General features: G+C 71.3%; 24 protein-coding genes. 12 read left to right on the top strand and 12 right to left on the bottom strand.

The features are described from left to right. Positions 1 to 5 precede the first annotated feature (5 nt). The 3 genes from HZZ10_RS00740 to HZZ10_RS00730 are packed head-to-tail and all read right to left on the bottom strand — an operon-like array spanning position 6 to position 3,609. Positions 6 to 1,007, bottom strand: a complete 1,002-nt coding sequence (locus HZZ10_RS00740; protein WP_179912053.1) for an ABC transporter permease — start codon at positions 1,005 to 1,007, stop codon at positions 6 to 8. Then, positions 1,004 to 2,602 (bottom strand): sugar ABC transporter ATP-binding protein, encoded by a 1,599-nt coding sequence (locus HZZ10_RS00735; RefSeq protein ID WP_179912052.1) that lies wholly within the window; start codon positions 2,600 to 2,602, stop codon positions 1,004 to 1,006. Before HZZ10_RS00735 ends, HZZ10_RS00740 begins: the two co-directional genes overlap by 4 nt. After that, positions 2,599 to 3,609, bottom strand: a complete 1,011-nt coding sequence (locus HZZ10_RS00730; RefSeq protein ID WP_179912051.1) for a LacI family DNA-binding transcriptional regulator — start codon at positions 3,607 to 3,609, stop codon at positions 2,599 to 2,601. The genes HZZ10_RS00735 and HZZ10_RS00730 overlap by 4 nt, the downstream gene beginning before the upstream one ends. A gap of 163 nt (positions 3,610 to 3,772) precedes the next feature. Here HZZ10_RS00730 and HZZ10_RS00725 point away from each other — a divergent pair, with 163 nt between their 5' ends. The 3 genes from HZZ10_RS00725 (at position 3,773) to HZZ10_RS00715 (ending at position 9,424) form a co-directional block, all read left to right on the top strand. After that, complete coding sequence (locus tag HZZ10_RS00725) at positions 3,773 to 4,195, top strand: hypothetical protein (protein ID WP_056134972.1); 423 nt, start codon at positions 3,773 to 3,775, stop codon at positions 4,193 to 4,195. 122 nt (positions 4,196 to 4,317) lie between these two features. After that, positions 4,318 to 4,482, top strand: a complete 165-nt coding sequence (locus HZZ10_RS00720; RefSeq protein WP_179912050.1) for a hypothetical protein — start codon at positions 4,318 to 4,320, stop codon at positions 4,480 to 4,482. A 202-nt stretch (positions 4,483 to 4,684) separates the two neighbouring features. Then, a complete protein-coding gene (locus HZZ10_RS00715; protein ID WP_179912049.1) occupies positions 4,685 to 9,424 on the top strand; it encodes a DUF3418 domain-containing protein in 4,740 nt (1,579 codons plus the stop codon). A gap of 141 nt (positions 9,425 to 9,565) precedes the next feature. Here HZZ10_RS00715 and HZZ10_RS00710 read toward each other — a convergent pair whose 3' ends face one another. The 3 genes from HZZ10_RS00710 to HZZ10_RS00700 form a co-directional block, all read right to left on the bottom strand. Then, the gene (locus HZZ10_RS00710; RefSeq protein WP_179912048.1) at positions 9,566 to 9,859 is read right to left on the bottom strand and encodes a hypothetical protein; all 294 of its coding nucleotides are present in this window, start codon (positions 9,857 to 9,859) and stop codon (positions 9,566 to 9,568) included. Between the two features lie 188 nt (positions 9,860 to 10,047). After that, positions 10,048 to 11,031, bottom strand: a complete 984-nt coding sequence (locus HZZ10_RS00705) for an Abi family protein (protein ID WP_179912047.1) — start codon at positions 11,029 to 11,031, stop codon at positions 10,048 to 10,050. A gap of 154 nt (positions 11,032 to 11,185) precedes the next feature. Beyond that, positions 11,186 to 11,809: a hypothetical protein gene (locus tag HZZ10_RS00700; RefSeq protein WP_179912046.1), complete on the bottom strand. Its 624-nt coding sequence runs from the start codon at positions 11,807 to 11,809 to the stop codon at positions 11,186 to 11,188. Positions 11,810 to 11,862: 53 nt separating this feature from the next. On the opposite strand from HZZ10_RS00700, the gene HZZ10_RS00695 reads away from it, so the two are divergent. The 3 genes from HZZ10_RS00695 to HZZ10_RS00685 all read left to right on the top strand — a co-directional run bounded on the left by HZZ10_RS00695 (position 11,863) and on the right by HZZ10_RS00685 (position 13,408). Continuing rightward, complete coding sequence (locus tag HZZ10_RS00695; protein ID WP_162246154.1) at positions 11,863 to 12,237, top strand: pyridoxamine 5'-phosphate oxidase family protein; 375 nt, start codon at positions 11,863 to 11,865, stop codon at positions 12,235 to 12,237. Positions 12,238 to 12,304: 67 nt separating this feature from the next. Beyond that, positions 12,305 to 12,829 carry a GNAT family N-acetyltransferase gene (locus HZZ10_RS00690; RefSeq protein ID WP_056134957.1) on the top strand — a complete coding sequence of 175 codons (525 nt, stop codon included), beginning with the start codon at positions 12,305 to 12,307 and terminating at the stop codon, positions 12,827 to 12,829. A gap of 93 nt (positions 12,830 to 12,922) precedes the next feature. Next, entirely contained in the window at positions 12,923 to 13,408 is a 486-nt protein-coding gene (locus HZZ10_RS00685; RefSeq protein WP_056134954.1) for a tetratricopeptide repeat protein, read from the top strand. Here the strand turns inward: HZZ10_RS00685 and HZZ10_RS00680 are convergent. Beyond that, the gene (locus HZZ10_RS00680) at positions 13,386 to 14,438 is read right to left on the bottom strand and encodes a helix-turn-helix transcriptional regulator (protein ID WP_179912045.1); all 1,053 of its coding nucleotides are present in this window, start codon (positions 14,436 to 14,438) and stop codon (positions 13,386 to 13,388) included. The two genes, HZZ10_RS00685 and HZZ10_RS00680, sit on opposite strands and share 23 nt — an antisense overlap. Positions 14,439 to 14,547: 109 nt before the next feature. On the opposite strand from HZZ10_RS00680, the gene HZZ10_RS00675 reads away from it, so the two are divergent. The 3 genes from HZZ10_RS00675 (at position 14,548) to HZZ10_RS00665 (ending at position 16,595) form a co-directional block, all read left to right on the top strand. Beyond that, positions 14,548 to 15,003: a VOC family protein gene (locus tag HZZ10_RS00675; protein ID WP_179912044.1), complete on the top strand. Its 456-nt coding sequence runs from the start codon at positions 14,548 to 14,550 to the stop codon at positions 15,001 to 15,003. 181 nt (positions 15,004 to 15,184) lie between these two features. Then, positions 15,185 to 16,024, top strand: coding sequence for an alpha/beta fold hydrolase (locus tag HZZ10_RS00670; RefSeq protein WP_179912043.1), 840 nt, complete (start codon positions 15,185 to 15,187; stop codon positions 16,022 to 16,024). Continuing rightward, complete coding sequence (locus HZZ10_RS00665) at positions 16,017 to 16,595, top strand: TetR/AcrR family transcriptional regulator (protein WP_179912042.1); 579 nt, start codon at positions 16,017 to 16,019, stop codon at positions 16,593 to 16,595. The genes HZZ10_RS00670 and HZZ10_RS00665 overlap by 8 nt, the downstream gene beginning before the upstream one ends. 101 nt (positions 16,596 to 16,696) lie before the next feature. Here HZZ10_RS00665 and HZZ10_RS00660 read toward each other — a convergent pair whose 3' ends face one another. Then, positions 16,697 to 18,091 (bottom strand): DHA2 family efflux MFS transporter permease subunit, encoded by a 1,395-nt coding sequence (locus HZZ10_RS00660; protein ID WP_308507446.1) that lies wholly within the window; start codon positions 18,089 to 18,091, stop codon positions 16,697 to 16,699. A gap of 368 nt (positions 18,092 to 18,459) precedes the next feature. Between HZZ10_RS00660 and HZZ10_RS00655 the strand changes: the two genes are divergently transcribed. Then, entirely contained in the window at positions 18,460 to 19,020 is a 561-nt protein-coding gene (locus HZZ10_RS00655; RefSeq protein WP_179912040.1) for a DUF488 domain-containing protein, read from the top strand. A gap of 207 nt (positions 19,021 to 19,227) precedes the next feature. Next, on the top strand, positions 19,228 to 19,890 hold the full coding sequence (locus HZZ10_RS00650; protein WP_179912039.1) for a dihydrofolate reductase family protein: 663 nt from the start codon (positions 19,228 to 19,230) through the stop codon (positions 19,888 to 19,890). Positions 19,891 to 19,911: 21 nt separating this feature from the next. Here the strand turns inward: HZZ10_RS00650 and HZZ10_RS00645 are convergent, their stop codons facing one another. Both HZZ10_RS00645 and HZZ10_RS00640 read right to left on the bottom strand, forming a co-directional pair. After that, entirely contained in the window at positions 19,912 to 20,490 is a 579-nt protein-coding gene (locus tag HZZ10_RS00645) for a sugar O-acetyltransferase (protein WP_179912038.1), read from the bottom strand. A gap of 55 nt (positions 20,491 to 20,545) precedes the next feature. After that, complete coding sequence (locus HZZ10_RS00640) at positions 20,546 to 21,112, bottom strand: TetR/AcrR family transcriptional regulator (protein ID WP_179912037.1); 567 nt, start codon at positions 21,110 to 21,112, stop codon at positions 20,546 to 20,548. 89 nt (positions 21,113 to 21,201) lie between these two features. On the opposite strand from HZZ10_RS00640, the gene HZZ10_RS00635 reads away from it, so the two are divergent. Further along, positions 21,202 to 22,071: an alpha/beta hydrolase gene (locus tag HZZ10_RS00635; protein ID WP_179912036.1), complete on the top strand. Its 870-nt coding sequence runs from the start codon at positions 21,202 to 21,204 to the stop codon at positions 22,069 to 22,071. A gap of 129 nt (positions 22,072 to 22,200) precedes the next feature. On the opposite strand, the gene HZZ10_RS00630 is transcribed toward HZZ10_RS00635, so the two are convergent. Continuing rightward, positions 22,201 to 22,617, bottom strand: a complete 417-nt coding sequence (locus HZZ10_RS00630) for a hypothetical protein (RefSeq protein WP_179912035.1) — start codon at positions 22,615 to 22,617, stop codon at positions 22,201 to 22,203. A gap of 97 nt (positions 22,618 to 22,714) precedes the next feature. Next, positions 22,715 to 23,308 carry a GNAT family N-acetyltransferase gene (locus HZZ10_RS00625; RefSeq protein ID WP_179912034.1) on the bottom strand — a complete coding sequence of 198 codons (594 nt, stop codon included), beginning with the start codon at positions 23,306 to 23,308 and terminating at the stop codon, positions 22,715 to 22,717. Positions 23,309 to 23,386: the final 78 nt, after the last annotated feature.

Here is a 23,386-nt window from a genome sequence, read left to right as displayed (position 1 = left end):
GACGGTCAGCTGCGGGTGCCGCGGCGGCGCAGCACGTCGACGAAGACGGCGAGCGCGATGACCAGTCCGATGACGACCTGCTGCCAGAAGGACGAGACGCCCAGGACGTTGAGGCCGTTGCGGATGACGGCGAGGATCAGGGCCCCGACGAGGGTCCCTGAGGCCCGCCCGACACCGCCGGAGAGCGACGCCCCGCCGATGACGACAGCGGCGATCGCGTCGAGCTCGTAGCCCGAGGCGGCCTGCGGCTGCGCGGAGTCGAGGCGCCCGGCGATGAGCATCCCGGCGAGGGCCGCGAACAGCCCGGACAGGGCGAAGACGGTGACCAGGACGCGCTTGACCGGGATGCCGGACAGGCGCGCGGCCTCTTCGTTGCCGCCGACCGCGTACATCGAGCGACCGATGACGGTCCTGTTGAGGATCACGGCCGTGACGATGCCCGCGACGGCCAGCACGATGATCGGCACCGGGACGCCCAGGACGTCGCTGCCGAGCCAGGAGACGGCGGGCGAGGTGCGGATGGGGCGCCCGTCCGAGATCACGAGGGTGAGACCCCGGGCCACCGACAGCATGGCGAGGGTCGCGATGAAGGCCGGGAGCCTGCCGTAGGCGACGGCGAAGCCAGAGACCGCACCGGCCACCAGACCCGTGAGCAGCCCGCCGACGAGGGCGAGCCAGCCGGGGAGGTCGGCAGTGGCGAACATCCACGCCGACAGCATCCCGGAGAGCGCGGCGACCGAGCCGACCGACAGGTCGATGCCCCCGGCCACGATGACGAAGGTCATGCCGAAGGCCATCACCGCGATGGTCGAGGCCTGCACGCCGACGTTGAGGAGGTTGCCGTAGGTGAGGAAGTTCGGCGTGAGGATGAACAGGACGAGGCACAGGACGAGCAGCCCGATGAAGGGTAGGAGCGTCGTGGCCAGCTGGCCGGAGAGGCCGGGCAGCCGCAGCCGCCGCTCCTGGGTCGAGGGCTTGGTGGGGGCGATGGTGCTCGAGCCGCTCATGAGGGGCTCCCTTCGGGTCCGTGGGAGGGGGCGACGTGGTCGTCGTCGTCCGCGTGCTTGACGGCCAGGGCCATCACCTGGTCCTGGGTGGCGGTCGAGGCGGGCAGCTCGCCGGTGAGCCGGCCACCGCTCATCACCAGGACCCTGTCGCTGACGCCGAGCACCTCGGGGAGGTCGCTCGACACCAGCAGGACGGCGCCGCCCGCAGCGGCGACGGCGTTGATGAGCTCGTAGATCTCGACGCGGGCGCCGACGTCCACGCCGCGGGTGGGCTCGTCGAGCAGCAGCACGCGCGAGCCGGCGAGCACCCAGCGGCCGAAGACGATCTTCTGCTGGTTGCCGCCGGACAGGTCACGGGCGGCCTGGTCGACGTCCCGCATGCGGATCCGCAGTCGGGTGGCGACCTCCTGCGCGCGGCTGCGCTGGCCGCTGCGGTCGGCAAACCCTGCGCGGGAGGTCGCGGCGAGCGTCGCGTAGCCGAGGTTCTCGGCGACCGAGGCGTCGAGCACGAGGCCCTGGCCCTTGCGGTCTTCGGGGACGTGGCCGATGCCCGCCGCGACGGCGCTGCCGACGGAGCGCGGCGCGAGACGCTGGCCGTCGACGTGCACGGTCCCGGAGTCGTAGGGGTCTGCGCCGGCGATCGCGCGCAGCAGCTCGGTGCGGCCTGCGCCCACCAGCCCGGCGACGCCGACGACCTCGCCGGCACGGACCTGGACGTCGATGCCGTGGAGCACGCCCGTCCGGGTCAGGCCGCGGACGTCGAGCAGCACCTCCTCGCCCGGGGTGTGGGTGCGGCGCGGGTACTGCTCGGTGATGTCCCGGCCGACCATGAGGCGGACGAGCTCGTCCTCGGGCGTCGAGGCGGGGACCTCGGCGACGAGGGCGCCGTCGCGCAGCACGCTCACCTCGTCGCCGATCGCGGCGATCTCCTCGAGGTGGTGGCTGATGAACACCATCGCGACGTCGTCGCGCCGGAGCTCTTCGACGACGCCGAACAGCACCTCGGTCTCGCTCCCGGTGAGCGCGGCCGTCGGCTCGTCGAGGATGAGCACACGCGCGTTGAGGCTGAGCGCCTTGGCGATCTCGACGAGCTGCTGGCGGGCGATGCCGAGCTGGCCGACGGGGGTGTCGAGGTCGACGTCGAGGCGGACCCTGTCGAGGGCCTCGCGGGCGAGCCGCCGGGTGGTCCGCCGCGACACAAACCCACCGCGCGAGGGCAGACGGCCCATGAGCACGTTCTCGGCCACGGTCATGCTGGGGACGAGGTTGAGCTCTTGGTGGATGGTCGCGATGCCCAGACGCTCGGCGTCGCGGACGCTGCCCAGGTGCACGGCCTTGCCGTCGACGACCACGCGGCCACCGTCGGGCTGGTAGATCCCGGACATCATCTTGATGAGCGTGGACTTGCCGGCGCCGTTCTCACCGAGCAGCACCTGCACGCGCCCGGGGCGGACGTGGACGGTGATGTCCTTGAGGACGTCGACAGGCCCGAAGGACTTCGAGACGGAGTCCAGGGTGAGCACGGGTGCGGGGGCCGGGACGGAGGTGCGGCTGCGCGACGGCTCGCTCGCGGGGACGGGGGCTGCGGCGGTCATGCGCTCCTCCTGGCGGGTCCGGTCGAGGCGCGCTCGACGAGGTTCGAGGCCAGCACGGCCGAGGTGACGGGCTCACCGGCGAGCAGATCGCGGATCATGGCGACGGCGAGGGCCCCCATGCGTGCGGGGTCGTGCGCGATCACCGTGACCGGCGGGTTGACGAGTCTGAAGGAGTCGATGTCGTCGTAGCCGATCACCGAGACCTCGTCGCCGATGCGCACACCGCGGTCCTGGCACTCCTGGAGCACCCCGAAGGTCATGAGCGAGTCGGCCGCCACGAGGGCTGTCGGGGCGTCGTCGAGGTCGAGCAGGGCACGCGCCCCGGCGACGCCCGAGGCGACGCGGAAGTCACCCTGGTAGACGAGGGCCGGGTCCGTGTCGAGGCCCGCCGCGGCGATCGCCTCGCGGTAGGCGACGAGGCGCTCGCGCCCCGTCGAGGTCTCCTGCGGTCCGGCGACAAAACCGATCCTGCGGTGACCGAGGGCCGCGAGGTGCTCGACGGCGGCTGTCACGCCCGACCGGTTGTCGGAGGTGACGCTCGGGACGTCGACCCCGTCGATCACGCGGTCGACGAAGACCACCGGGAGACCGAGCTTGAGCACGTCGCGCAGCGACCCGGAGCCGTCGCCCTGCGGCGTGACGATGATGCCGTCCACGCGCTGGGACACGAGGAGGTCGAGGGCGTGGTCCTGCTGCTCGGTCGACTCGTCGGCGTTGCACAGCAGGGTCGCGATGTCCGAGGCCAGGGCGGTCTGGGCGACGGTGTGCGCGATCTCGGCGAAGAAGGGGTTGCGGACGTCGGAGAGCAGGACACCGATGGTGTCGGTGCGGGTGCGGCGCAGGGAGCGCGCCTGGGCGTTGGGGCGGAAGCCCATCTCGGCAGCGGCGGCGAAGACCTTCTCGCGGGACGAGGCGGAGGTGCGGGGATCCTCGGAGAGGACGCGCGAGACTGTGGCCACCGAGACCCCTGCTCGGGCGGCGACATCGCGGATCGTCGGCGTCGACATGCGGACTCCTCGGTGAGCTCGGTCGTCTGGCGCTGCGGTGCGCCAGCCGTGTAATCGTTTCCATGGAACCGATTACATGGAGAGTAGGGGCGATCGTCGGAGAGGTCAAGACCGTCGCGGAGCCCGGGGTGGCCCTCGACGACGCAGCCCGAGGTGAGAGACGATGAGACCTGCAGGTCAGCGCGGTGACGAGGCGTTCGGGGGCAGCGTGCGAGGACGTAGAGCGGTCAGCAGAGCGGTCCTGGGTGCCGTCGGCACGGTCGTCGTGATCCTCGGCCTCGTCGTGGTGGTGCCCCTCGTGCTCGTGGAGATCGACGAGTCTGCGGTCCCGTCGGCCGACCAGGTCGACCTTCCCGACGGGGTGGTCGTGGACGAGAGCAGCGTCTGGTGCGCGTCGGGCGGCTGCTGGCTCGAGGTCCACCTCGATACCTCCGACCAGCCTGAGGCCGTCCTCGACGAGCTGCGCGCGATGGATGGCACGTGCCCTGCCGTCGGTGGGCTCGACAGGCGTCGCGTGTGCATCGACAGCCTCGGCGGCGGCGTCACCTCCTTCGCGCTCTCGTACAAGAAGACGCTGGGCCTCTGACCAGACCCTGGCTCGCCAGCCGGCCTGGCCGGACCATGACCGCTGCTGTCAGACCATGACCCCTGACAGGACGTCACATCCTGCTACCGTTGCCAGCAGAATCTCAGTCTTGGAGGACCCCCATGCGTGGCATCACCTTCGTCGTCACCCTCGCCCTGTTCCTGCTGGGCATGTACCTGATGGCGCTCGCCTTCACGACGCCCGACCTCGAGTTCCTGCTCTTCGGCGGCGGCCTCCTCGCGGTGAGCCTGGCGTTCTTCGCGCCGCTCCAGCTCAGCCGGGACTGACCCCGACCCGCACCAGGTCGCACCCGCTGCACCCAGGTCGTACAGACACGCCAGAACACCGACCTCCGGGTCGAGTTCTGGCGTGTCTGTACGACCTCGCGGTCCGGCGGGGGTGGGTCGTGCCACATGGACGGGACCTCTCGGGGGCTGTCCACCGCTCCTGGACGAAAAGAGTTGGCGGCGCCTGGGAGGATGGTGGGTTGTGAGCACGGCACCGAACTCCCCAGACCCGCAGGACGCTCCCTCCGGTGCGCCCGCGCGCCGCGACGGCGGTCGACGCCGGCGTGGTGGACGCGGTCGAGGGACCTCGTCGACACCTCACGACGAGACGTCTGCCAGCCCGACCGGTCGCGGCGAACCGGCACAGGGCGCGATCGCACAGGGCACGAAGGCACAGGGCGCGCGGGCACAGAGCGCGAAGGAGGGTCGCGGCAAGGGCTCCGGTCGCCGCGGCAGCACGCCGCGCGTCGACCACGGCAAGCTCGCCCGCGCCGCCGCCGCCCGCACGGCTGTCGAGCTTCCCCCGATCACCTTCCCCGAGCAGCTGCCCGTCTCGGCGCGCCGGGAAGACATCGCCGCGGCGATCCGCGACAACCAGGTGGTCATCGTCGCGGGTGAGACCGGGTCGGGCAAGACCACCCAGCTGCCGAAGATCGCCCTCGAGCTCGGCCGCGGCCGCGCTGGGCAGATCGGCCACACCCAGCCTCGTCGTATCGCGGCGCGCACTGTCGCCGAGCGCATCGCCGAGGAGATCGGGACGCCCCTGGGCGAGATCGTCGGCTACCAGGTGCGGTTCACCGACACGTCGTCGGAGAACACCCTCGTCAAGGTCATGACCGACGGCATCCTGCTCGCGCAGATCCAGCGCGACCCGCAGCTGCTCGCCTACGACACGCTCATCATCGACGAGGCGCACGAGCGCTCCCTCAACATCGACTTCATCCTCGGGTACCTCACGCAGCTGCTGCCGCAGCGCCCGGACCTCAAGGTCATCATCACGTCGGCGACGATCGACTCCGACAGGTTCGCCCGGCACTTCGCGCCGCGCGACGCCGCGGGTGCGCCGGCTGCCGTCAGCGCCTCGGAGGCCTCTGGCTCGACGGCTCCGCCGGCCTCGCAGCAGTCAGCCGACGAGACCGCCGACGACGTCCCCATGGCCCCCGTCGTCTCGGTCACCGGCCGCACCTTCCCCGTCGAGATCCGCTACCGCCCGCTGACGCCCGAGGACTCCGCGGCCAAGAAGGGTGCGGAGCGCGACCTCATGACGGGCATCTGCGAGGCCGTCGACGAGCTGTGCGCGGCCGGCCCGGGCGACATCCTCGTGTTCCTCTCGGGCGAGCGAGAGATCCTCGACGCCCAGGACGCCCTGTCGAGCCACCTGGGTCCGCGCGTCAACGACGCCCGACGCCCCGACCACGTCGAGATCATGCCGCTCTACGCCCGCCTCTCGGCCGCCGAGCAGCACCGTGTGTTCCAGGCGCACCCGGGCCGGCGCGTCGTGCTCTCGACCAACGTCGCCGAGACCTCGCTGACGGTCCCGGGCATCCGGTACGTCGTCGACCCGGGCACAGCCCGCATCTCGCGCTACTCCAAGGCGACCAAGGTGCAGCGCCTGCCGATCGAGCCGATCGCGCAGGCCTCGGCCAACCAGCGATCGGGCCGCTGTGGCCGTGTCGCCGACGGCATCGCGATCCGCCTCTACTCCGAGGACGACTTCCTCTCGCGCCCGGAGTTCACCGAGCCCGAGATCCTGCGCACGTCCCTCGCCTCGGTGCTGCTGCAGATGATCTCCGTCGGCGTGGTCCGCACGCCCGACGACGTCGCGAAGTTCCCCTTCGTCGAGCCTCCCGACACCCGGGCCATCCGCGACGGCGTCCAGCTGCTCACCGAGCTCGGTGCGCTCGAGACCCGCAAGCCCGAGAGGCGTGGAACCCGGTCCGAGGCGGGCCAGACACAGACCGCCGACCCCTCCTCCGAGGGCACCGATACCCTCACCGGTGCTGACGGCTCGTCGAGCACGCCCTCGACCGAGCAGCCGTCACGATCAGACCGTGACGCCCTCGGTGCCGGTGGCGGCACGCGTCTCACGGAGACCGGCCGGGCCATCGCCCAGCTGCCGATGGACCCGCGCCTGGCCCGGATGATCGTCGAGGGTGGGCGCCGCGGCGCGGCCCGCGAGGTGATGATCATCGCGGCGGCGCTGTCGATCCAGGACCCCCGCGAGCGTCCGACCGAGCAGCGCGCTCAGGCCGACCAGCAGCACGCCCGCTTCACCGACCCGACGTCTGACTTCCTCACGTACCTCAACCTCTGGGAGTACGTGCGGGGTCAGCAGCGTGACCTGTCGTCGTCGGCCTTCCGCAGGCTGTGCCGGGCGGAGTTCCTCAACTTCCTGCGGATCCGGGAGTGGCAGGACGTCGTCGGTCAGCTGCGCGAGATGTCCAAGCCGCTCGGCATCGTCATGAATGCACCCGGCCGCCGCTCGGGCGGAGCCGGCGGGACCGTCGGACCCGATGCGCAGGGCAGCACCGTCGCGTCCCGGGTCGATGACGGGGTGTCCGAGCTCGACCTGCGCCAGACCTGGGACGGCGACACGATCCACCAGTCGTTGCTCGCCGGGCTGCTCTCGCAGATCGGCATGCAGGAGGCCACCGAGGTCAAGGCCTCGGCCGTCAAGGGCCGGGAGACCGCGGCCGACCGCCGGGCCAAGAAGTTCGCGCGGAACGAGTATCTCGGGGCGCGCGGTGCCCGCTTCGCGATCTTCCCCGGATCGGGCCTCGCCAAGAAGCCGCCGGTCTGGGTGATGGCAGGCGAGCTCGTCGAGACCTCGCGCCTGTGGGGCCGCGACGTCGCGAAGATCCAGCCCGAGTGGGCCGAAGAGCTCGCCGCGCACCTGGTCAAGCGCACGTACTCCGAGCCGCACTGGTCGAGCAAGCAGGGTGCTGCGCAGGCGATCGAGAAGGTGCTGCTCTACGGCGTGCCGATCGTCGCCGACCGCAAGGTGCTGTTCTCCAAGGTCGACCCCGAGCAGGCCCGCGAGCTGTTCATCCGCCACGCCCTCGTGCAAGGCGAGTGGACCACCCACCACACCTTCTACGCCGACAACCGCCGCCTGCTCGACGAGGCCGCCGAGCTCGAGGCCCGCTCGCGCCAGCGTGGTCTCGTGGTCGACGACGACGCGCTCTTCGCCTTCTACGACGAGCGCGTGCCCGCCTCGGTCGTCTCCGCACGGCACTTCGACCAGTGGTGGAAGTCCGCGCGCCGCGACGACCCCGAGCTGCTGACCTTCACCCTCGACCTGCTCGTCCCCGAGGGAGTCGAGGTCTCGGCCGAGGACTTCCCGCAGGAGTGGGTCCAGGGCGATTTGACCCTTCCGCTGACGTACCAGTTCCAGCCTGGGACAGATGCCGACGGCGTCACCGTGCACATCCCGATCTCGGTGCTCAACCGCGTGGTGCCCGACGGTTTCGACTGGATGGTCCCCGGTCTGCTCGACGAGCTGACGACCGCGACCATCCGTGCGCTGCCCAAGCCTGTCCGCGTCCAGCTGGTCCCTGCGCCCGACGTCGCCCGCGGTGTCGTCGCGTGGATCCGGGCGAACACCCCCTCGTGGGGAGACATCACGCGTGCCGGTGACATGGCCGAGTCCTACGAGCAGGCCTTCACCCGGGCGGTCAAGGCGCTGCGCGACGTCGACGTGCCCGACGACGCCTGGGACCGCGAGAAGCTCCCCGGCCATCTGCGGATGACCTTCCGGGTGTTCGAAGAGCGCGGCAGCGGCTCCGGACCGCGCGGGCAGGTGGTGCTCGACGAGTCCAAGGACCTCGTCGCGCTCCAGCGCCGGCTCGCCGCGCAGTCGCAGGCTGCTGTCCGCTCGGCGGTCAAGAGTGCCGTCGGCACAGCGCTGCGCGAGGCGCAGCAGGAGGCGGCTGCGGCCGCGAAGGGTGCGAGTGCCGGGGGCGTCCCCGGCGGGACAGGGACTCCCGCACCTGCGGCAGCGCCGCGGACCACGACGCCCGACGCCCCGACAGGTGTCACCGTCGCCGAGGTCGCCTCTCTCGCCACCTGGCCGTCGGCCCTGCCCGACGGGGTGCTCCCGTCCCAGGTCGACACACCGGGCCCGGGCGGCATGGTCGTGCGCGGGTACCCCGCCCTCGTCGAAGAGCGCTCGGGGGCGACCACCACCGTCGCCCTGCGGGTGCTCGCCGACGCGTCGCGCCAGCAGGCCGAGCACACGCGCGGCGTCCGCAGGCTGATCCTCGGCGAGACAGCCCTCCAGCAGTCGCGGGTGACGTCGCGGTGGTCGGGGACCCAGTCGCTGACCCTCGCCGCGAGCCCGTACAAGAACACGGGCGCGCTCGTCGCCGACCTCCAGCTCGCCGCTGTCCAGCACCTCACGCCAGAGGCTGGTCAGATCCGAGACCTCGCGACGTACACGGCGACCCGCGCAGCCGTGAAGAAGGCGCTCGAAGAGGAGATCTACACGGTCGTCGGGCACGTCGTCGCGGCGCTCACAGCGGCGCGGACCGTCGACGGCGAGATCAGGTCGTCGAGCTCGCTCGCGCTGCTCAACACCCTCGCCGACGTCCGCGACCACGTGGCCGGGCTCGTCTACGACGGTTTTGTGGCTGCGACCCCGCCGGACCGTCTGCCGCACCTCGCCAGGTATCTGCGGGCGGCGTCGTACAGGCTCGAGAAGGCGACGAGCAACCCGAACCGCGACGCCGAGCTCGCGTGGAAGGTGCACGACGTCGAAGAGGCCTACGACGCGGCCCGGGCCGCCTACGCAGCAGGGCGCCCGGACCCGGCCCGAGCTGCCGAGCTGAGCCAGGCTCGCTGGATGATCGAAGAGCTGCGCGTCTCGCTCTTCGCCCAGCAGCTCGGCACGGACGGACCCGTCAGCGAGAAGCGCATCCGGAAGCTGCTCGCCGGGTCGGCGTGAGGCGAGGCTGGGGCGAGAAGCGCATCAGGAAGCTGCTCGTCCGGTCGGCGTGACGCGGAGCCGGGCGGGATAGCCCACGCGGTGAGGCTCGTCCGCGCCTACGAGCGGGCGGTGTGCGGCGAGACGCGATCCGCGGAGGGCTCAGAGGCCGTCGGTCTCGCGGTCCTTCCGCGCCTTCCGGTTCTTGTAGAGCATCCGCATGCCGATGATGCGCCCGACCGACCCGACGATCAGCAGGACGAAGGCCGCCGCCGCCAACCAGGCATAGCCGCCAGACAGCTCGGCGCCGCCGTCAGAGGTCGAGGCGAGCGCCTCAGCAGCCTGGGCGTGCGGGGCCAGGAGGATGCTCGCGCACAGCACGAGGGCGACTGCTGCGGCGGAGAGCGTGGCGCGCCACGACACGGGGACGGTCGACGGGCGAGGGTCAGAAGTCACAGGACCAGCCTAGGCGGCTTGAGTCCTTCGCCCTGCGCAACGAGCGTGAAGGTGCTGATCAGCTGGTCGCCCGTGTCGTAGACGGCGAGGTTGCCGCTCTCCGTAAGCACCGATCCCCTAACCTTCTAGATCTCAGGCACCGATCCGGCGTCTCGCCGACATTCCGAGACTCAGCATGTGCTCGATCTTCACTCTCGCCAGAGTTCGAGCGTCTCCCACCCCTGCGGTACGCCGATCGACTGGATCGAGAGTGCGTGCGACGTCGGAAAGGTGCGGAGCAGCCCGGCCAGGCGTAGCGCCCAGGATCGCTCCGCTTCGATTGATCGCAGCATGTGGGCGATGATCGCCAAGGCGTTATAGGTGCCGAAATCCTCCTTGGGGGCACCTGGCGCACGGAGGTGGTCGAGGAGCGGAACGCTCCCCGCCGCTGGCCGCGAAGGTGCGTTCTGGAGCTTCCGGTTGAAGAGTCGAGCATGGTGCGCCGCGGCATTCCGCACGTAGTTCAGGCTGGCGAGCCAGCTGATCATCATCTTCTTCTTCGGGACGCCGAAGGCCAGAGCGACTTCCTCGGCATCCTTCTGGAGCATCCCTCGATAGAGGTTGGACAGGTGTCCCAGCTCGAGCAGTTCGGTCAGCGCCCACACCGGCATGTGATCGTCGTACTTCTCGCGGAAGTGGACGACGAACTGCTCGTCGGAGCTTTCCCGACGCGCCTTGACCCGCTCGAGCCACGCCACCTGCTTGCTGGGCTGCGGATCGCGACTGTCAGTGTTCGCCCTGGTGAACGAGTCGTCAAAGCAAGCGGGGTCCTCGTGCGCGAACGCCGAGGCTCGCCCCAGTACGTAACCGGTGCGCATCCGCACCGCCACCTCAATCCGCTCCACGCCGTCCATGACCAGCAAGCGCAGCTGCCGATCGAAGTCGATGATCGACTCAGCGTGGTGCAGCTCGGTGCCCGGCCGGTACTTGTCCAGCACGCGGGTCTTCGTGTGGCCCTCGTCGTCGACATACTCGTCGGACTCGAGGAACGGGTACAGGTAGCCGGTCACACGGTAGTAGCCGATCGACTGCAGCAGCCCGACCGCACGCGCCGGGTCATCAACTTCCAAGCCGCGCTGCGCCAACCGCTCCACCTGCGCTTCGAGGGGCAGCCACCTCTTCGTGTACTCCACGGTGCGCTTCTCCTGCAGAAAGAAAATCAGCCCGCGCCTTGCGGCAACGGGCTGATCGTGATGTCCGAGACGGTAGCACGGGTGGCCGACAGGCGTCTAGCCTCGACCTTTCACCCTGTTCCTGCGTCCGGCGGCTTGCCACGAAAGCCCGAGGCTAGCCCTGCGGGACGAGGGTGAAGGTGCTGCTCAGCTGGTCGCCGGTGTCGTAGACGGCGAGGTTGCCGCTCTCGGTGTCGACGCCGAGGTACCCGGCGGCGGTGGTCAGCGCCACCTGCTCGGGGCTGTCGAGCGGCGAGACCACGAAGACCTGGTCGGGGTCCTGCTCGTCACAGCTCGCGAGCGACGGGTCGGCGTCCATCGCGACAGCGAGGCAGCTGGGCTCACCGTCGGTCTCCGCGACAGTGACGATCTGGTAGCCCGTGCCGCCCGACGGGAGCGGCGTGACGACCCACTGCGCGGGCACCTCGTTGGCCGCGGGGTCCGGCACGAGGGCGACGCCGCCCTCGACCGTGGGCGCGAGATAGGTCCCGGCGTAGGACTGGATGTCCACGGGCTGGTTGCCGTCCATGAGTGCACCGTCGTCGGTGCTCTCGGCGGGGTCGGTGGTCGCCGTCTCCGAGGCGGCAGGCTCTGAGGTCTCGGCCGAGGTGGTGGCCGGCTCGGAGGCTGGCGAGGCCGTCGTCGCGGTGCCTCCGTCCGAGTCGGACGAGCACCCGGCGAGGACGAGGCCTGTGCCCAGGACGGCGATGGACAGGACAGTGCGTGGTGTCGTGTTCATCCTCTGAGTCCACCACACCCCTCCGGGCGGTGCAGGTCGGGGAGACTTGGTCCGTGCACAGAGACGACCTCCTCGACCAGTCCCTCCACCTGTGGTTGTCCGCCAACCGGCCCGACGGACCTCCCCACACGACCCCTGTCTGGTTCGTCCACGTCCAGGGCGACCTCTGGCTGTCCATCACGACGGGATCCCGCAAGGCGAGCCTGCTGCGCAGGGACCCGCGGGTCAGCGTCGCGATCGCCGGGACCGAGCCCGACGGCGGGCTGGTCGGACAGGGGACGGCCGAGCTCGTCGACGTCGGCGCCCGGCCAGACGTCGTGGCGTCGCTCGCCGCGAAGTACGGGTGGGACGCCGCCGACCCGGCGACCGACGGTGCCAGGGTGCTGGTCCGCGTGACCGTGGACAGGTGGCTGCTCGAGCCTCGCTGACATCGCCCTGGGCGCGTCGCGCCGAAGACGTCGGAGTTCTCCGCCCGCAGGTGGCACCCTCGCAGGCATGTCGTCTCGCACCCGCCTCGTCACCCCCGAAGATGCCACCGTGATCGCCGAGCTCCAGACGCGCAACCGTGCCTTCCTGGCACCCTGGGAACCTGTCCGCGAGGACACGTACTTCACGGTGGTCGGCCAGCGCGCAGACATCACGACGGCCCTCGAGCGGCACGAGCGCGGCGAGTCCCTCCCCTTGGTCGTGCTCGACCACGACGGTGAGGTCGCCGGTCGCCTGACCCTCAGCGGGATCGTCCGCGGGCCGTTCCTCTCGTGCAGCATGGGGTACTGGCTCTCCGAAGACAGAACAGGCCAGGGGCTCGCCACCGAGGCCGTCGAGGCCGCCGTCCACATCGCCTTCGACGAGATGGGCCTGCACAGGGTGGAGGCGGGCACGCTGCGCTCGAACTCCGCCTCGCAGGGGGTGCTCGGGCGGGCTGGCTTCAAGCAGTACGGCCTCGCGCCGGGCTACCTCAAGATCGCGGGGCGCTGGGAGGACCACGTGCTGTTCCAGCGGCTCAACCCGCTCGTCTGAGGGAGCCGCGCTCGGCCGGTCCGCTCGCGCACGTAGGCGCGAGGCCCGGTCAGCAGCGTGCGCCGCGCCCAGCCGCGCTGCGAGGATGGTCTGATGGACATCTCCTGGGACCAGCGGGTCGACGAGTACTGGGCAGCGGCGGACGACGAGCACCCCGAGCAGGCGCTCGACGCCATGCGCGAGCTGGTCGCCGAGCGCGGCGCAGAAGACCCCGACGCCCTCTACGAGTGGGCGTCCGTGCACGACTTCCTCGGTCTCGAGACCGAGGCCGTCCCGCTCTACAGGGCAGCGCTCGACCGTGGGCTGAGCGGCGACCGTGCCCCGCGCGCCGTGGTGCAGCTCGCAAGCTCGTTGCGCAACGTCGGCGAGCCCGAGGCCGCGGTCGACCTCTTGCGCACGGTCGACGAACCGAGCCTGGGCGCAGCACCGCAGGCCTTCCTCGCGCTCGCGCTGCGCGACGCCGGACGACCCGACGAGGCTCTCCGGGTGGCGCTGCTCGCCCTCGCACCGACGCTCCCCGAGTACGGGCGGTCGGTCACGGCCTACGCCGAAGAGCTCACCGCACCACCGCGCGACTGAGCCGCCCAGCGACGGCATCAGCCTCGTCTGCGAGAGCAGCCGGTCCGACGACACGGAAGGGCGCGTCGAAGCGAAGGAGGTCGGCGAGCAGCCCGTGCCACGACCACGACCCTGCGGTGACCCGGCACGCCTGCGCGGAGAGGGGCTCAACCTGCCAGTCCCGCGCCCACGGCAGCACCTCGGCTGCTGGCAGGTCGATCTCGACGTGCCCGACGCACGGCCACAGGTCAGCCTCAGTCGCACCCTTGGCGCGGGCGGCGAGGAAGGTGACAGGGTCGCCGGTCGGGATGGGGCGCGGGGTGAAGACCGCCCCGGCTGGGGTGCGGGGTGCCAGCCTGTCGAGGCGGAAGATCCGCCAGTCGTCGCGGTCGAGGTCGTAGGCCACGAGGTACCAGAGGCCGGTGCGGGCGACGAGGCCGTGGGGTTCTACGCGGCGCGCCGGGGCTGGGGTTGTCTGGCTCACCGCATCCGTCCCGGTCACGGCGCCGGCCCCGGTCACAGCGCCGGTCTGACTCACGGGACCGGGCTCGGTCCCGGCCCCTGGATCGCCCGCTGCACGGGTCTCGTAGTCGAAGCGCAGCACCCTGCGCAGCCGGACCGCCTCGCTCACGGCCTCGAGCACACCGGGGTCGACCAGCACGCGGCTCCCGGCCCCGGAGAACTGGACCCCGTCGACCCGGTGCCGCAGCCGTGAGGGCATGACCTGCCGGACCGTCGCGAGCGCCCGGGCCGCAGCCTCGTCGATGTCGACGCCGCTCGACGGCGAGTGCTGGAGCGCGACAGCCAGGGCGACAGCCTGCTCGTCGTCGAACAGCAACGGGGGCAGCTCGGAGCCCGCCGCGAGCCTGTAGCCACCGTCAGGGCCCTTCACGGCGCTGATCTGGTAGCCGAGCTCACGGAGCCTGTCGACGTCGCGCCGGACCGTGCGGGTGGTCACCCCGAGCCGCCCGGCCAGTGCGCCCCCAGGCCAGTCGCGGCGGGCCTGGAGCAGGGACAGCAGCGTGAGCATGCGGGAGGACGGTCCGGTCATAGGTCTCATCCTCCCGCAGGCAGCGGACACGATCTGTCCTCTACCCCGAGCAGGATCTCTCCCGTGCGGCGCTCCGCCCGCTCTCCAGGCTCGAACCAGAGGACACCCGATGACCTTCACGACCACGACCCACCTCAACTTCCCCGGCACGGCACGCGCGGCGCTGGACTTCTACCAGTCGGTGTTCGGGGGCCAGGTGCAGACGACCACCTACGGCGACCTCGGGATGCCCGCCGGTCTGCCCGACACCGGCAAGGTCGTCTTCGGCCAGCTCCGCTCGGACGACGGCTTCAGCGTGATGGCCTACGACGTCCCGGGCCAGACCGAGGCCGTCGCGAGCACGACCCGGCGTGAGAATGGCACGACCGTGACCGACAGCCCCTTCTTCCTGTCCGTGCGCGGCACATCCTTCGACGAGACCGCCCGCCGCTGGGAGGCCCTCTCCGACGGCGCCAAGGTCGTCGAGCCCTTCGCGGCGTCGGCCTGGAGCGCGGGATTCGGCATGCTAACCGACAGGTTCGGCGTGACCTGGGTCGTGGACGTCGAGAGCACCGACGCCGCCTGACCGGTCTCAGCGCTCCCGGGAGTCGCGGGAGCCCTGGGCCGTCGTCCGGCGCCCTGCCCCGCCCCCCACGAGGCCGGGGCGGGGCAGGGCGGGGAGCGATGTCATCGCGCGAGGGGTTGACGCCTTCGGCTAACGCCATTAGCCTCAGGCTAGGAGCATTAGCCACTGTCCGGAGGACGTCATGACCCAGCACCTGAGCATCGGCACCAGCACCCTCGCCTACGACCTCGTGGGCGAGGGACCGCTCGTCGTCCTCGCCCACGGGATGGGCGACACCCGGCGGTCCTACAGGTTCCTCGTCCCCGGGCTGGTCGCCGCCGGCTACAGGGTCGCGAACGTCGACATCCGCGGCTGCGGCGAGTCGAGCGTCGAGTGGGACGGCTTCAGCCGCACCGACATCGCCGGCGACCTCGTCGCGCTGGTCCGCCACCTCGGCAGGCCCGCCGTGGTCGTCGGCCAGTCGATCAGCGGCGGGGCGGCGACCATCGCCGCCGCGACAGCACCCGAGCTCGTCGTCGGCGTGGTCGAGCTCGCGCCCTTCACGCGCAAGCAGCCGATGCTCGACGTCTCCGGCCTCCTGCGCTCCCCCCGCTACCGCAAGGGCTTCACCCGGCTCGCCCAGGTGCTCGCGACAGGCAGCCTGCCCGCCTGGACCCGGTACCTCGACCTCGCCGTGCCGACCAAGCCCGCCGACTGGGACGCCGAGCTGGCGCGGACCGTCGCGACGATGAGCGAGGCTGGTCGCATGAAGGTGCTCCAGAAGATGTGCCAGACCTCCCCCGCCGACGCCGGCGCACAGCTCGCAGACGTCCGCTGCCCGGTGCTCGTGGTCGAGGGCAGCGCCGACCCCGACTGGACCGACCCGCGCGCCGAGGGCGAGCGCATCCTCGCCGACCTGCCCGAGGGCCTCGGCGAGCTCGCCGTGATCGAGGGCGCCGGCCACTACCCCCACACCGAGACCCCCGACGAGGTCCTCGCGCTCACCCTCCCGTTCCTCGCCAAGACGCTGACCCGTGGCTAGGGCGCCCCTGACCCCGGCCTCGGTGACCGAGGCTGGCGCCGTGCTCGCCGACGAGGTGGGCCTCGCCGGGCTCAGCATGGGTCTGCTCGCCGAGCGGCTCGGCGTCAAGACGCCGTCGCTCTACAAGCACGTGAGCGGCCAGGCCGACCTGCTCCACAGGATCGCCGTCCTCGGCGCAGACGAGGTGGCCGACGCCGTCCGTGACGCGACCCAGGGCCGCTCGGGTACCGAGGCCCTCGCCGCGGCAGCGAACGCCATGAGGACCTTCGCCCGCGAGCATCCCGGGCGCTACGACGCCGCCAACAGCGCCCGGTCGACCGACCCCGAGGACCCCTTCGTGGCGGCCAGCACCCGGTTGCTCGCCTCCCTCGCCGCCGTGCTCCACGGCTACGAGATCGACCCCGCGCAGGAGATCCACGCGCTGCGCCTGCTGCGCAGCGTCCTGCACGGCTTCGCGGACATCGAGGGCTCGGGCGGCTTCCAGCTGGACACCGACGTCGACGAGAGCTTCGCGTGGATGGTCTCCCTCGTCGACCGCGGGCTCGCGAGCCTGGCACGGCAGACGACCTGAGGACGCCGTCCGCTCGTCAGGACGGACGACGAGAGGGCAGGTGCGCACGGCACCTGCCCTCTCGTGATCCTGCGTCAGCGACGTCAGCGACGTCAGCGCTGTCAGTGCCCCGTCGGGACCATGACCTTCTCCTCGGCGGCCACGGCTGCGCGGTCGTGCTGGGGCAGCGCGACGAGCGCGATGATCCCGCCCACGAGCATGAGCAGCGCGCTGCCGAGGAACACCGCGCCGTAGCCGTCGACCATCGCGTCGATGGTCATGGCGCTGCCGGTCGCACCGGCGGCGACGGTCGTCCAGACGGCCAGGCCGACAGACCCGCCGATCTGCATCGACGCCGTCGAGAGCGCACCGGCGACACCTGCGTCCTGCGGGCTGACGCCGCGCAGCGCGACGTTCTGCAGCGGCAGGAACACCATGCCCATGCCGATACCCGTGAGGGCCAGACCCGGCAGGACGTGCGTGGCGTAGCTGCCGCCCGCGGTGATGAAGGACAGCCAGAACAGACCAGCCGCGGTGAGGACCGGGCCGAGCACGAGGAAGGGCTTGGGACCGATGGCCTCGAGGTACCGCGAGCCGACTCCGGCGACGACCATGATGAGCACGGTCTGCGGCAGGGTCGCCAGACCCGCCTCGAAGGGCTTCATGCCCAGCACGATCTGCAGGTGCAGCGTGAGGTAGAGCATCGAGCCGATCATCACGGCACCGGCGATCGCCTGGATCGCGAAGGCCGTGCCGCGCACGCGGTGCGTGACGACGCGCAGCGGCAGCAGCGGGTGGGCACGACGGGCCTGGGTGACGACGAAGGCCGCGACGAGGAGCACGCCGAGGACCAGCGAGACGATCACCTGGGGCGAGGTCCAGCTCTTCTCGGCCTCGGTCAGACCGAAGACGACAGCCCCGAGGCCCAGGACGACGAGCAGCGCACCCCAGCCGTCGATGGGGTTCTCGCGGTCCGGCGGGGAGTGGCGCAGCGAGGTCGAGCCGGCCACGACGATCACCACGGCGATCGGCACGTTGATGAGCAGGCACCAGCGCCACGTCGCGTACTCGGTCAGCAGGCCGCCGAGCAGCAGGCCGACTGCGGCACCGACACCCGCGACGGTCCCGAAGACCGCGAAGGCGATGTTGCGCTCACGTCCCGAGGTGAAGGTGATCGTGAGGATCGCGAGGGCAGCCGGTGCGAGGAGCGCCGCGAAGACACCCTGGAGACCACGGGCGATGATCAGCTCGGTGCCGTTCTGCACGACGCCGCCGAAGCCGGAGGCGATCGCGAAGCCGACGATCCCGATCATGAAGGCCTTCTTGAGGCCGAGGTAGTTGACCAGGCGCCCGCCGAGCAGCAGCAGACCGCCGAAGGCGAGGGCGTAGGCCGTCACGACCCACGAGCGCTCGCCGTCCGAGAGGCCGAGGTCCGTCTGGGCCTGGGGCAGGGCGATGGTGACGATGGTGCCGTCGAGGACGACGACGAGCTGGACGAGCGCCACGATGGCGAGCACGATCCAGTCTCTGCGAGGGGTGTGCGAAGACATGTGTTCCGTTCGGGTGGGCGCACGGCACGCAGCGCTCGGCTGCGGTCGCGACGTCGCGGAGGGTGGAGACGAAGGGCCGTCGACGTCAGAGCGACGGATGAGCAGAGGGTGCGCCGTAGTCCGGCTCGCGGTGCGAGCGGTGGCACAGTCCGAAGGACCGGCACAGGGCAGCCCTGAGAACTTATCCGCTCCCGCGCCCCGGAGCACCCCCACGAGGGCGTGGGGATGATCATGCTCGCGACCGCTGGACTTTCAGGCGCGCGTCCTACCTCTCAGTAGGTGCGTGAGCCAGGTCACGAAAGGCCCGCCGCGCGGCTCCCCGTTACGGTGAGGTGATGGCGCAGATCCGGGTCTTCACCGTCGGGCACTCGACGCACCCCCTCGACGAGCTGGTCGAGATCCTGCGGTCGCACGGCGTCGACCAGGTGGTCGACATCCGCAAGATGGCGGGCTCTCGGAAGAACCCGCAGTTCGGCGAAGACGCCCTCACGGCCAGCCTCCCAGAGCACGGGATCGCCTACAGGCGCCTCGAGGCGCTCGGCGGGCTCCGCCGGACGAGGACGTCGGAGGCGACGGTGAACGGCGCGTGGCGCAACGCCAGCTTCCGCAGCTACGCCGACTACATGCAGACCGACGACTTCACACGAGGCGTGGACGAGCTGCTCGAGCTCGCGAGACGTCGCCAGGTCGCGATCATGTGCGCCGAGGCAGTGCCGTGGCGCTGCCACAGGTCGCTGGTCGGCGACGCGCTCGTGGCCCGCGGTGTGGGGGTCCTCGACATCATGAGCCAGACCTCGGCGAAGCCGCACACTCTCACGAGCTTCGCGGAGGTCGACGGAGCCCGTGTCTGGTACCCGGCGACGGCGGAGAACCCCGGCCCAGGCGCACTCGGGTGAGTCGTAGCCCCTCCGTCCCTGACAGGGCCAGAGGGGTCTCGACCACGGAGCGCCTGGAGCACGGCCGGTCTGACGCACGGTGAGGCAGTGACGCGGCGGCCGCCCGGCGATACAGTCGGCAGACCGACGCCCAGCCCGCGCGGGCACGCAGGGCACCTGCGCACCTGCGCCCGCCTGCGGACGTCTGACCGTCGACCTGGAGGCAGCATGTCCCTCGTCCGAGTCCACAACTTCACGGTGTCCCTCGACGGCTTCGGCACGGGCGAGGGGCAGTCGCTCGACACGCCGTTCGGGCACGCCGGCTCGAGGTTGATGGGGTGGGCCTTCCCCACCCGGACCTTCCGGCGGATGGGCCTGCACGGCGACGGCGCGGGGTCGGTCGGGGTCGACGAGGCCTTCGCGAGCCGGTGGGCCGACGGGATCGGCGTCGAGATCATGGGCCGCAACAAGTTCGAGCCCCTCGAGGGCGCACCGAGCGACGAGGAGTGGCGGGGCTGGTGGGGCGAGAACCCGCCCTTCCACACCCCTGTCCTCGTCCTGACCCACCGACCGCGCCCGCCGCTCGAGATGGAGGGCGGGACGACGTTCTACTTCGTCGACGCCGAGCCCGCCGAGGCCCTCGCGCAGGCCCGGGACCTCGCGGGGGACCTCGACGTCAGGCTCGGCGGCGGTGCCACGACGATCCGGCAGTTCCTCGCGGCCGACCTGGTCGACGAGATGCACGTGGTCGTCGCACCTGTCGTCCTCGGCCGGGGCGAACGGCTCTGGGACGGGCTCGAAGGGCTCGAGGAGCGCTTCGACATCGAGGCGACGCCGTCCCAGAGCGGCGTGGTGCACCTGACCTTCGTCCGGAGGAGCACCGCGGACTAGGGGCGGAAGGCGCGGGACCGCTCAGATCTCGCGGACCACCCGGGCCGGGTTGCCGGCGACGACCACGTTCGCCGGGACGTCCTTGGTCACCACAGACCCGGCGCCGACGACGGAGTTCTCGCCGATCGTCACGCCCGGGCAGACGATGACGCCGCCGCCGAGCCACACGTTGTCGTGGATCGTGATGGGCTTGGCGGCCTCCCACTTGTCACGGCGCAGGCCGGGCTCGACGGGGTGCGTCGGCGTGAGGAGCTGGACGTTCGGGCCGATGAGCACGTCGTCCCCGATGGTGATCGGGGCGACGTCGAGGGCTGTGAGGTTGAAGTTGGTGAAGCACCGAGCGCCGACGGTGATGTTCTTTCCGAGGTCGACGTAGATCGGCGGACGGAACTCGGTGTCCGCGCCGACGGAGCCGAGCAGGTCGTCGAGGATCAGCGTGCGCAGCGGCCCCTGACGAGCCGTCGTCGCGTTGTAGGCCTGCTGGAGGTCCTGCGTCTTCGCGACGCTCTCGCCGATCTGCGGGTCGTCCGCGATGTAGAGGTCGCCGTCCAGCATGCGCTGGTACATGGTGCGGTCGTCGCCGGGTTCGATGATGCTCATAGGTACGATCGTACGCTCCGCTGCGGAGCGGTTCGCCGCTGGACCGCGACCCAGGTCAGCGCAGGAGCCGCTCGACATACTCGTCGACGACGGCCTCGATCGACAGGCTCTCGTCCATGGGAGCCGTCAGACGGTCGAGCATGAGCCCGTCGATGGCGTAGTGGAACAGCGCGAGCTCGACCCGTCCTGCGGGCAGTCCCGCACTCGCACTGAAGGCGACGTCGGCCTCGAAGTCGCGCCGCCTCCACGCGCCGAGCGATGCGGCCACGCTCGGCCGCCTCGCCGCCTCGAGCCGGAGCTCGAACAGGGCGAGGGCGAGGTGCGGCGTCGCGCTGAGCCGCCGGACGAGGTCACGCAGGTGCTCGGCGAAGGCCGCTCGGTCGATCGTGCCCTCCTTGAGGCGAGCGACGGCGTCGGGGTCGGGGGCGAGCCGTTCTTCGATGCGGTCGACCAGAGCCGCGACGAGGTCGTCGCGCGTCGGGAAGAAGTTGGAGGCCGTCCCCCGCGGGACCCCGGCCGCCGCGTCGACAGCGCGGTGGGTGAGCCCACGGCCCCCCTCGTCTGCCAGGACACGGATCCCCGCGTCGGCAAGGGCAGAGCGTCGTCCGTCGTTGCGTGCCATGCAGACGATGGTAGACGAACCACGGCACCTGTCGTAGATTGACCACGACACCTGTCGTTGTTCGACAACCCGCGAGACGAGGACGCCTGATGAGCACGATCCTGCACGGCTGCTTGCCCGACACCACCTACTTCGAGATCACGGCACGGTCCGGCAACCAGTACGGCGTCTGGGTGACCACCCCGCCCGGCTACGCCGAGTCCGCAGAGCCGCTGCCGCTGGTCTACGTGGTGGACGGCAACTGGAGCGTCGGGCTCACGGCGCCTCTGATCGTCACGCAGGCGGACCCGTTCTTGACGGTCGAGCCGTACGTCCAGGTGACCGTGGGTTTTGCCGGCGACGAGGCGGCGGACTGGGCGCAGCTCCGCAACCGCGACCTGGTGCCGCCCGGAGAGCCCGTGAGCGAGGAGATGGTTGCCGCCGTCACTTCGGCCCGGGAGACGGGGGCGATGACTGCCGAGCACGCGGACGCCTATCTGGCGATGCTGGCAGACACCCACGCAGACGTCTTCCTCGACTTCCTGACCGAGGAGCTCCACCCTCGGCTGCAGTCGGAGCTCCGGGTGAGCGAGTCGGGGCACGGGCTCTTCGGCTACTCCTACGGCGGCCTCTTCGCGCTGTACGCCTGGTTGCGGGGCGGGACCCCCTTCGCGACCTTCGGGGCGGGGACCCCCGGTGTCGCGAGCACGGACAGCGAGGTGTTCACGATGCTGGACGCCCTCCCCGACCGCAGCCCGGGCTCCACGGTCCCCCGGCTGCACGTCACGCTCAACGAGGTCGAGATCTTCGGGCACCTGCCGATCTACCGACGGCTCGCGCGCACGGTCCTCTCGGTCCTCGACCAGCTGCACGGCAAGGGTCTGGCTGACGCCGTCTCGAGCGAGGTGCTGCGCGAGACGCACGTGACAGGCCTGCAGGCGTCGTTCCTGAGCTACCTCAAGGCCTGCCGCTCCAGCTGACGACCGACACCTGAGAGCCCTGAGCGGCCGCGGACGACGGCTGCGGTGCCAGCTCCCGATCAGCCCCGGCTGGGAGCCAGGGCTCCGTGCGGTCGGTTCGGACGGACCGATCGGCGGCGCAGACGCGCGTCAGAGCTCTTCCGGAGCCTCGACGACGCGCGCGACCTGCACGGGCATCCCTGTCGCTCGGATCCGCTCGGCGTACTCCTCGAGCCAGACGTCCGCGGCGGGCACAGGGTCGCCGTCGTGCTCGACGAGCGCCCAGAGCGCCATCCCCTCCGACGTCGGCGTGTACACGGCCTCGCCGACCGCGACGTCGCGCCACTGCTCGGCGAGCACCTCGGCTCCGGGGAGGACGTCCAGCTCGGCCTGGACGAGCGCGTGCGCCTCGTCGTAGGACAGGTCCGCCGGGCCGACCTCGGCGCGGATGAGGGAGTCGTCGGCGACCAGCCGCACCCGCAGGCTCGTCCAGCGCGCGCCTCCAGACGCCCGGCCGTCCGCCTGGGTGTCCTGCGTGCTGTCGTCGGGCTGAGTGCTGTGCGTCATCGAACCGTCCTCGCTCTCGTCCTGGCCGCGCGTCGGTCACCGCGACGGCCAGCATCAGTCTTGCAGCGCCGGGCGGCGCGCGGCCAGCGCTCGGGCGTCAGGAGGGCCGGTGTTCGCCGCGGGCCGAGGAACCGGCGGTCAGCTGCGCGTACATGTACATGTCTCGCGGCTCGCCGCCGACCCGCTCCCAGGCGCGGAGCAGCCCCTCGCGCTCGTAGCCCGCGGACTCGGCGGCACGCCACGACCCCTCGTTCCACGGCTCGACGTACAGCTCGAGCCTGTCGAGGTCGGGAAGGTCCCGCGCCCACGCCGTGAGGACCTCGACGGCCTCGGCCGCGTACCCGCGCCGCCGCTGCGACGGGCAGGTCCAGTAGCCGATGCTGCCGCGCGCACCCTCCGCGCCCCGGAGCTGCAGGATGATGAAGCCGACGGCGCGGTCGTCCGCGTCGGCGACGGCGAAGGGATAGCCCACCCGCTCGCGGAGACGGCCCTGCTGCCGCTCGACGAAGGCGAGCGCCTCCTCCTCGCTGTCGACCGTGGGCACCGAGGTGATGACCGGGATGAGCGGGTCGTAGGACGCCTCGCGGACCGCGTGGGCATCCGTCGACCGCCAGCCGCGGAGCCTCACACGCGCCCCGACGAGCTCGGGGAGGCTCAGTGGTCCAGGAGTCGGCGGGGCGTCGGCAGTCATCGTTCCATCCTGCCCGACGCGCACGTCGTCACGTGGTGCGCGCCCGCTCGGTCGCTGGGGGCGCGTCCCGGACCGCGA

Origin of the sequence: Sanguibacter inulinus (assembly GCF_013415325.1) — a bacterium.
Lineage (GTDB): Bacteria > Actinomycetota > Actinomycetes > Actinomycetales > Cellulomonadaceae > Sanguibacter > Sanguibacter inulinus.
Note: the sequence above shows the minus strand (reverse complement) of the source record. Positions and strands in the feature narration are given on the sequence as shown.

Excerpts from the sequence above, each read along its gene's own strand:
- HZZ10_RS00740 (WP_179912053.1), bottom strand. The coding sequence starts at position 1,007 with ATGAGCGGCTCGAGCACCATCGCCCCCACCAAGCCCTCGACCCAGGAG.
- HZZ10_RS00735 (WP_179912052.1), bottom strand. The coding sequence starts at position 2,602 with ATGACCGCCGCAGCCCCCGTCCCCGCGAGCGAGCCGTCGCGCAGCCGC.
- HZZ10_RS00730 (WP_179912051.1), bottom strand. The coding sequence starts at position 3,609 with ATGTCGACGCCGACGATCCGCGATGTCGCCGCCCGAGCAGGGGTCTCG.
- HZZ10_RS00725 (WP_056134972.1), top strand. The coding sequence starts at position 3,773 with ATGAGACCTGCAGGTCAGCGCGGTGACGAGGCGTTCGGGGGCAGCGTG.
- HZZ10_RS00720 (WP_179912050.1), top strand. The coding sequence starts at position 4,318 with ATGCGTGGCATCACCTTCGTCGTCACCCTCGCCCTGTTCCTGCTGGGC.
- HZZ10_RS00700 (WP_179912046.1), bottom strand. The coding sequence starts at position 11,809 with ATGAACACGACACCACGCACTGTCCTGTCCATCGCCGTCCTGGGCACA.
- HZZ10_RS00690 (WP_056134957.1), top strand. The coding sequence starts at position 12,305 with ATGTCGTCTCGCACCCGCCTCGTCACCCCCGAAGATGCCACCGTGATC.
- HZZ10_RS00685 (WP_056134954.1), top strand. The coding sequence starts at position 12,923 with ATGGACATCTCCTGGGACCAGCGGGTCGACGAGTACTGGGCAGCGGCG.
- HZZ10_RS00680 (WP_179912045.1), bottom strand. The coding sequence starts at position 14,438 with ATGACCGGACCGTCCTCCCGCATGCTCACGCTGCTGTCCCTGCTCCAG.
- HZZ10_RS00675 (WP_179912044.1), top strand. The coding sequence starts at position 14,548 with ATGACCTTCACGACCACGACCCACCTCAACTTCCCCGGCACGGCACGC.
- HZZ10_RS00670 (WP_179912043.1), top strand. The coding sequence starts at position 15,185 with ATGACCCAGCACCTGAGCATCGGCACCAGCACCCTCGCCTACGACCTC.
- HZZ10_RS00655 (WP_179912040.1), top strand. The coding sequence starts at position 18,460 with ATGGCGCAGATCCGGGTCTTCACCGTCGGGCACTCGACGCACCCCCTC.
- HZZ10_RS00650 (WP_179912039.1), top strand. The coding sequence starts at position 19,228 with ATGTCCCTCGTCCGAGTCCACAACTTCACGGTGTCCCTCGACGGCTTC.
- HZZ10_RS00645 (WP_179912038.1), bottom strand. The coding sequence starts at position 20,490 with ATGAGCATCATCGAACCCGGCGACGACCGCACCATGTACCAGCGCATG.
- HZZ10_RS00640 (WP_179912037.1), bottom strand. The coding sequence starts at position 21,112 with ATGGCACGCAACGACGGACGACGCTCTGCCCTTGCCGACGCGGGGATC.
- HZZ10_RS00635 (WP_179912036.1), top strand. The coding sequence starts at position 21,202 with ATGAGCACGATCCTGCACGGCTGCTTGCCCGACACCACCTACTTCGAG.
- HZZ10_RS00630 (WP_179912035.1), bottom strand. The coding sequence starts at position 22,617 with ATGACGCACAGCACTCAGCCCGACGACAGCACGCAGGACACCCAGGCG.
- HZZ10_RS00625 (WP_179912034.1), bottom strand. The coding sequence starts at position 23,308 with ATGACTGCCGACGCCCCGCCGACTCCTGGACCACTGAGCCTCCCCGAG.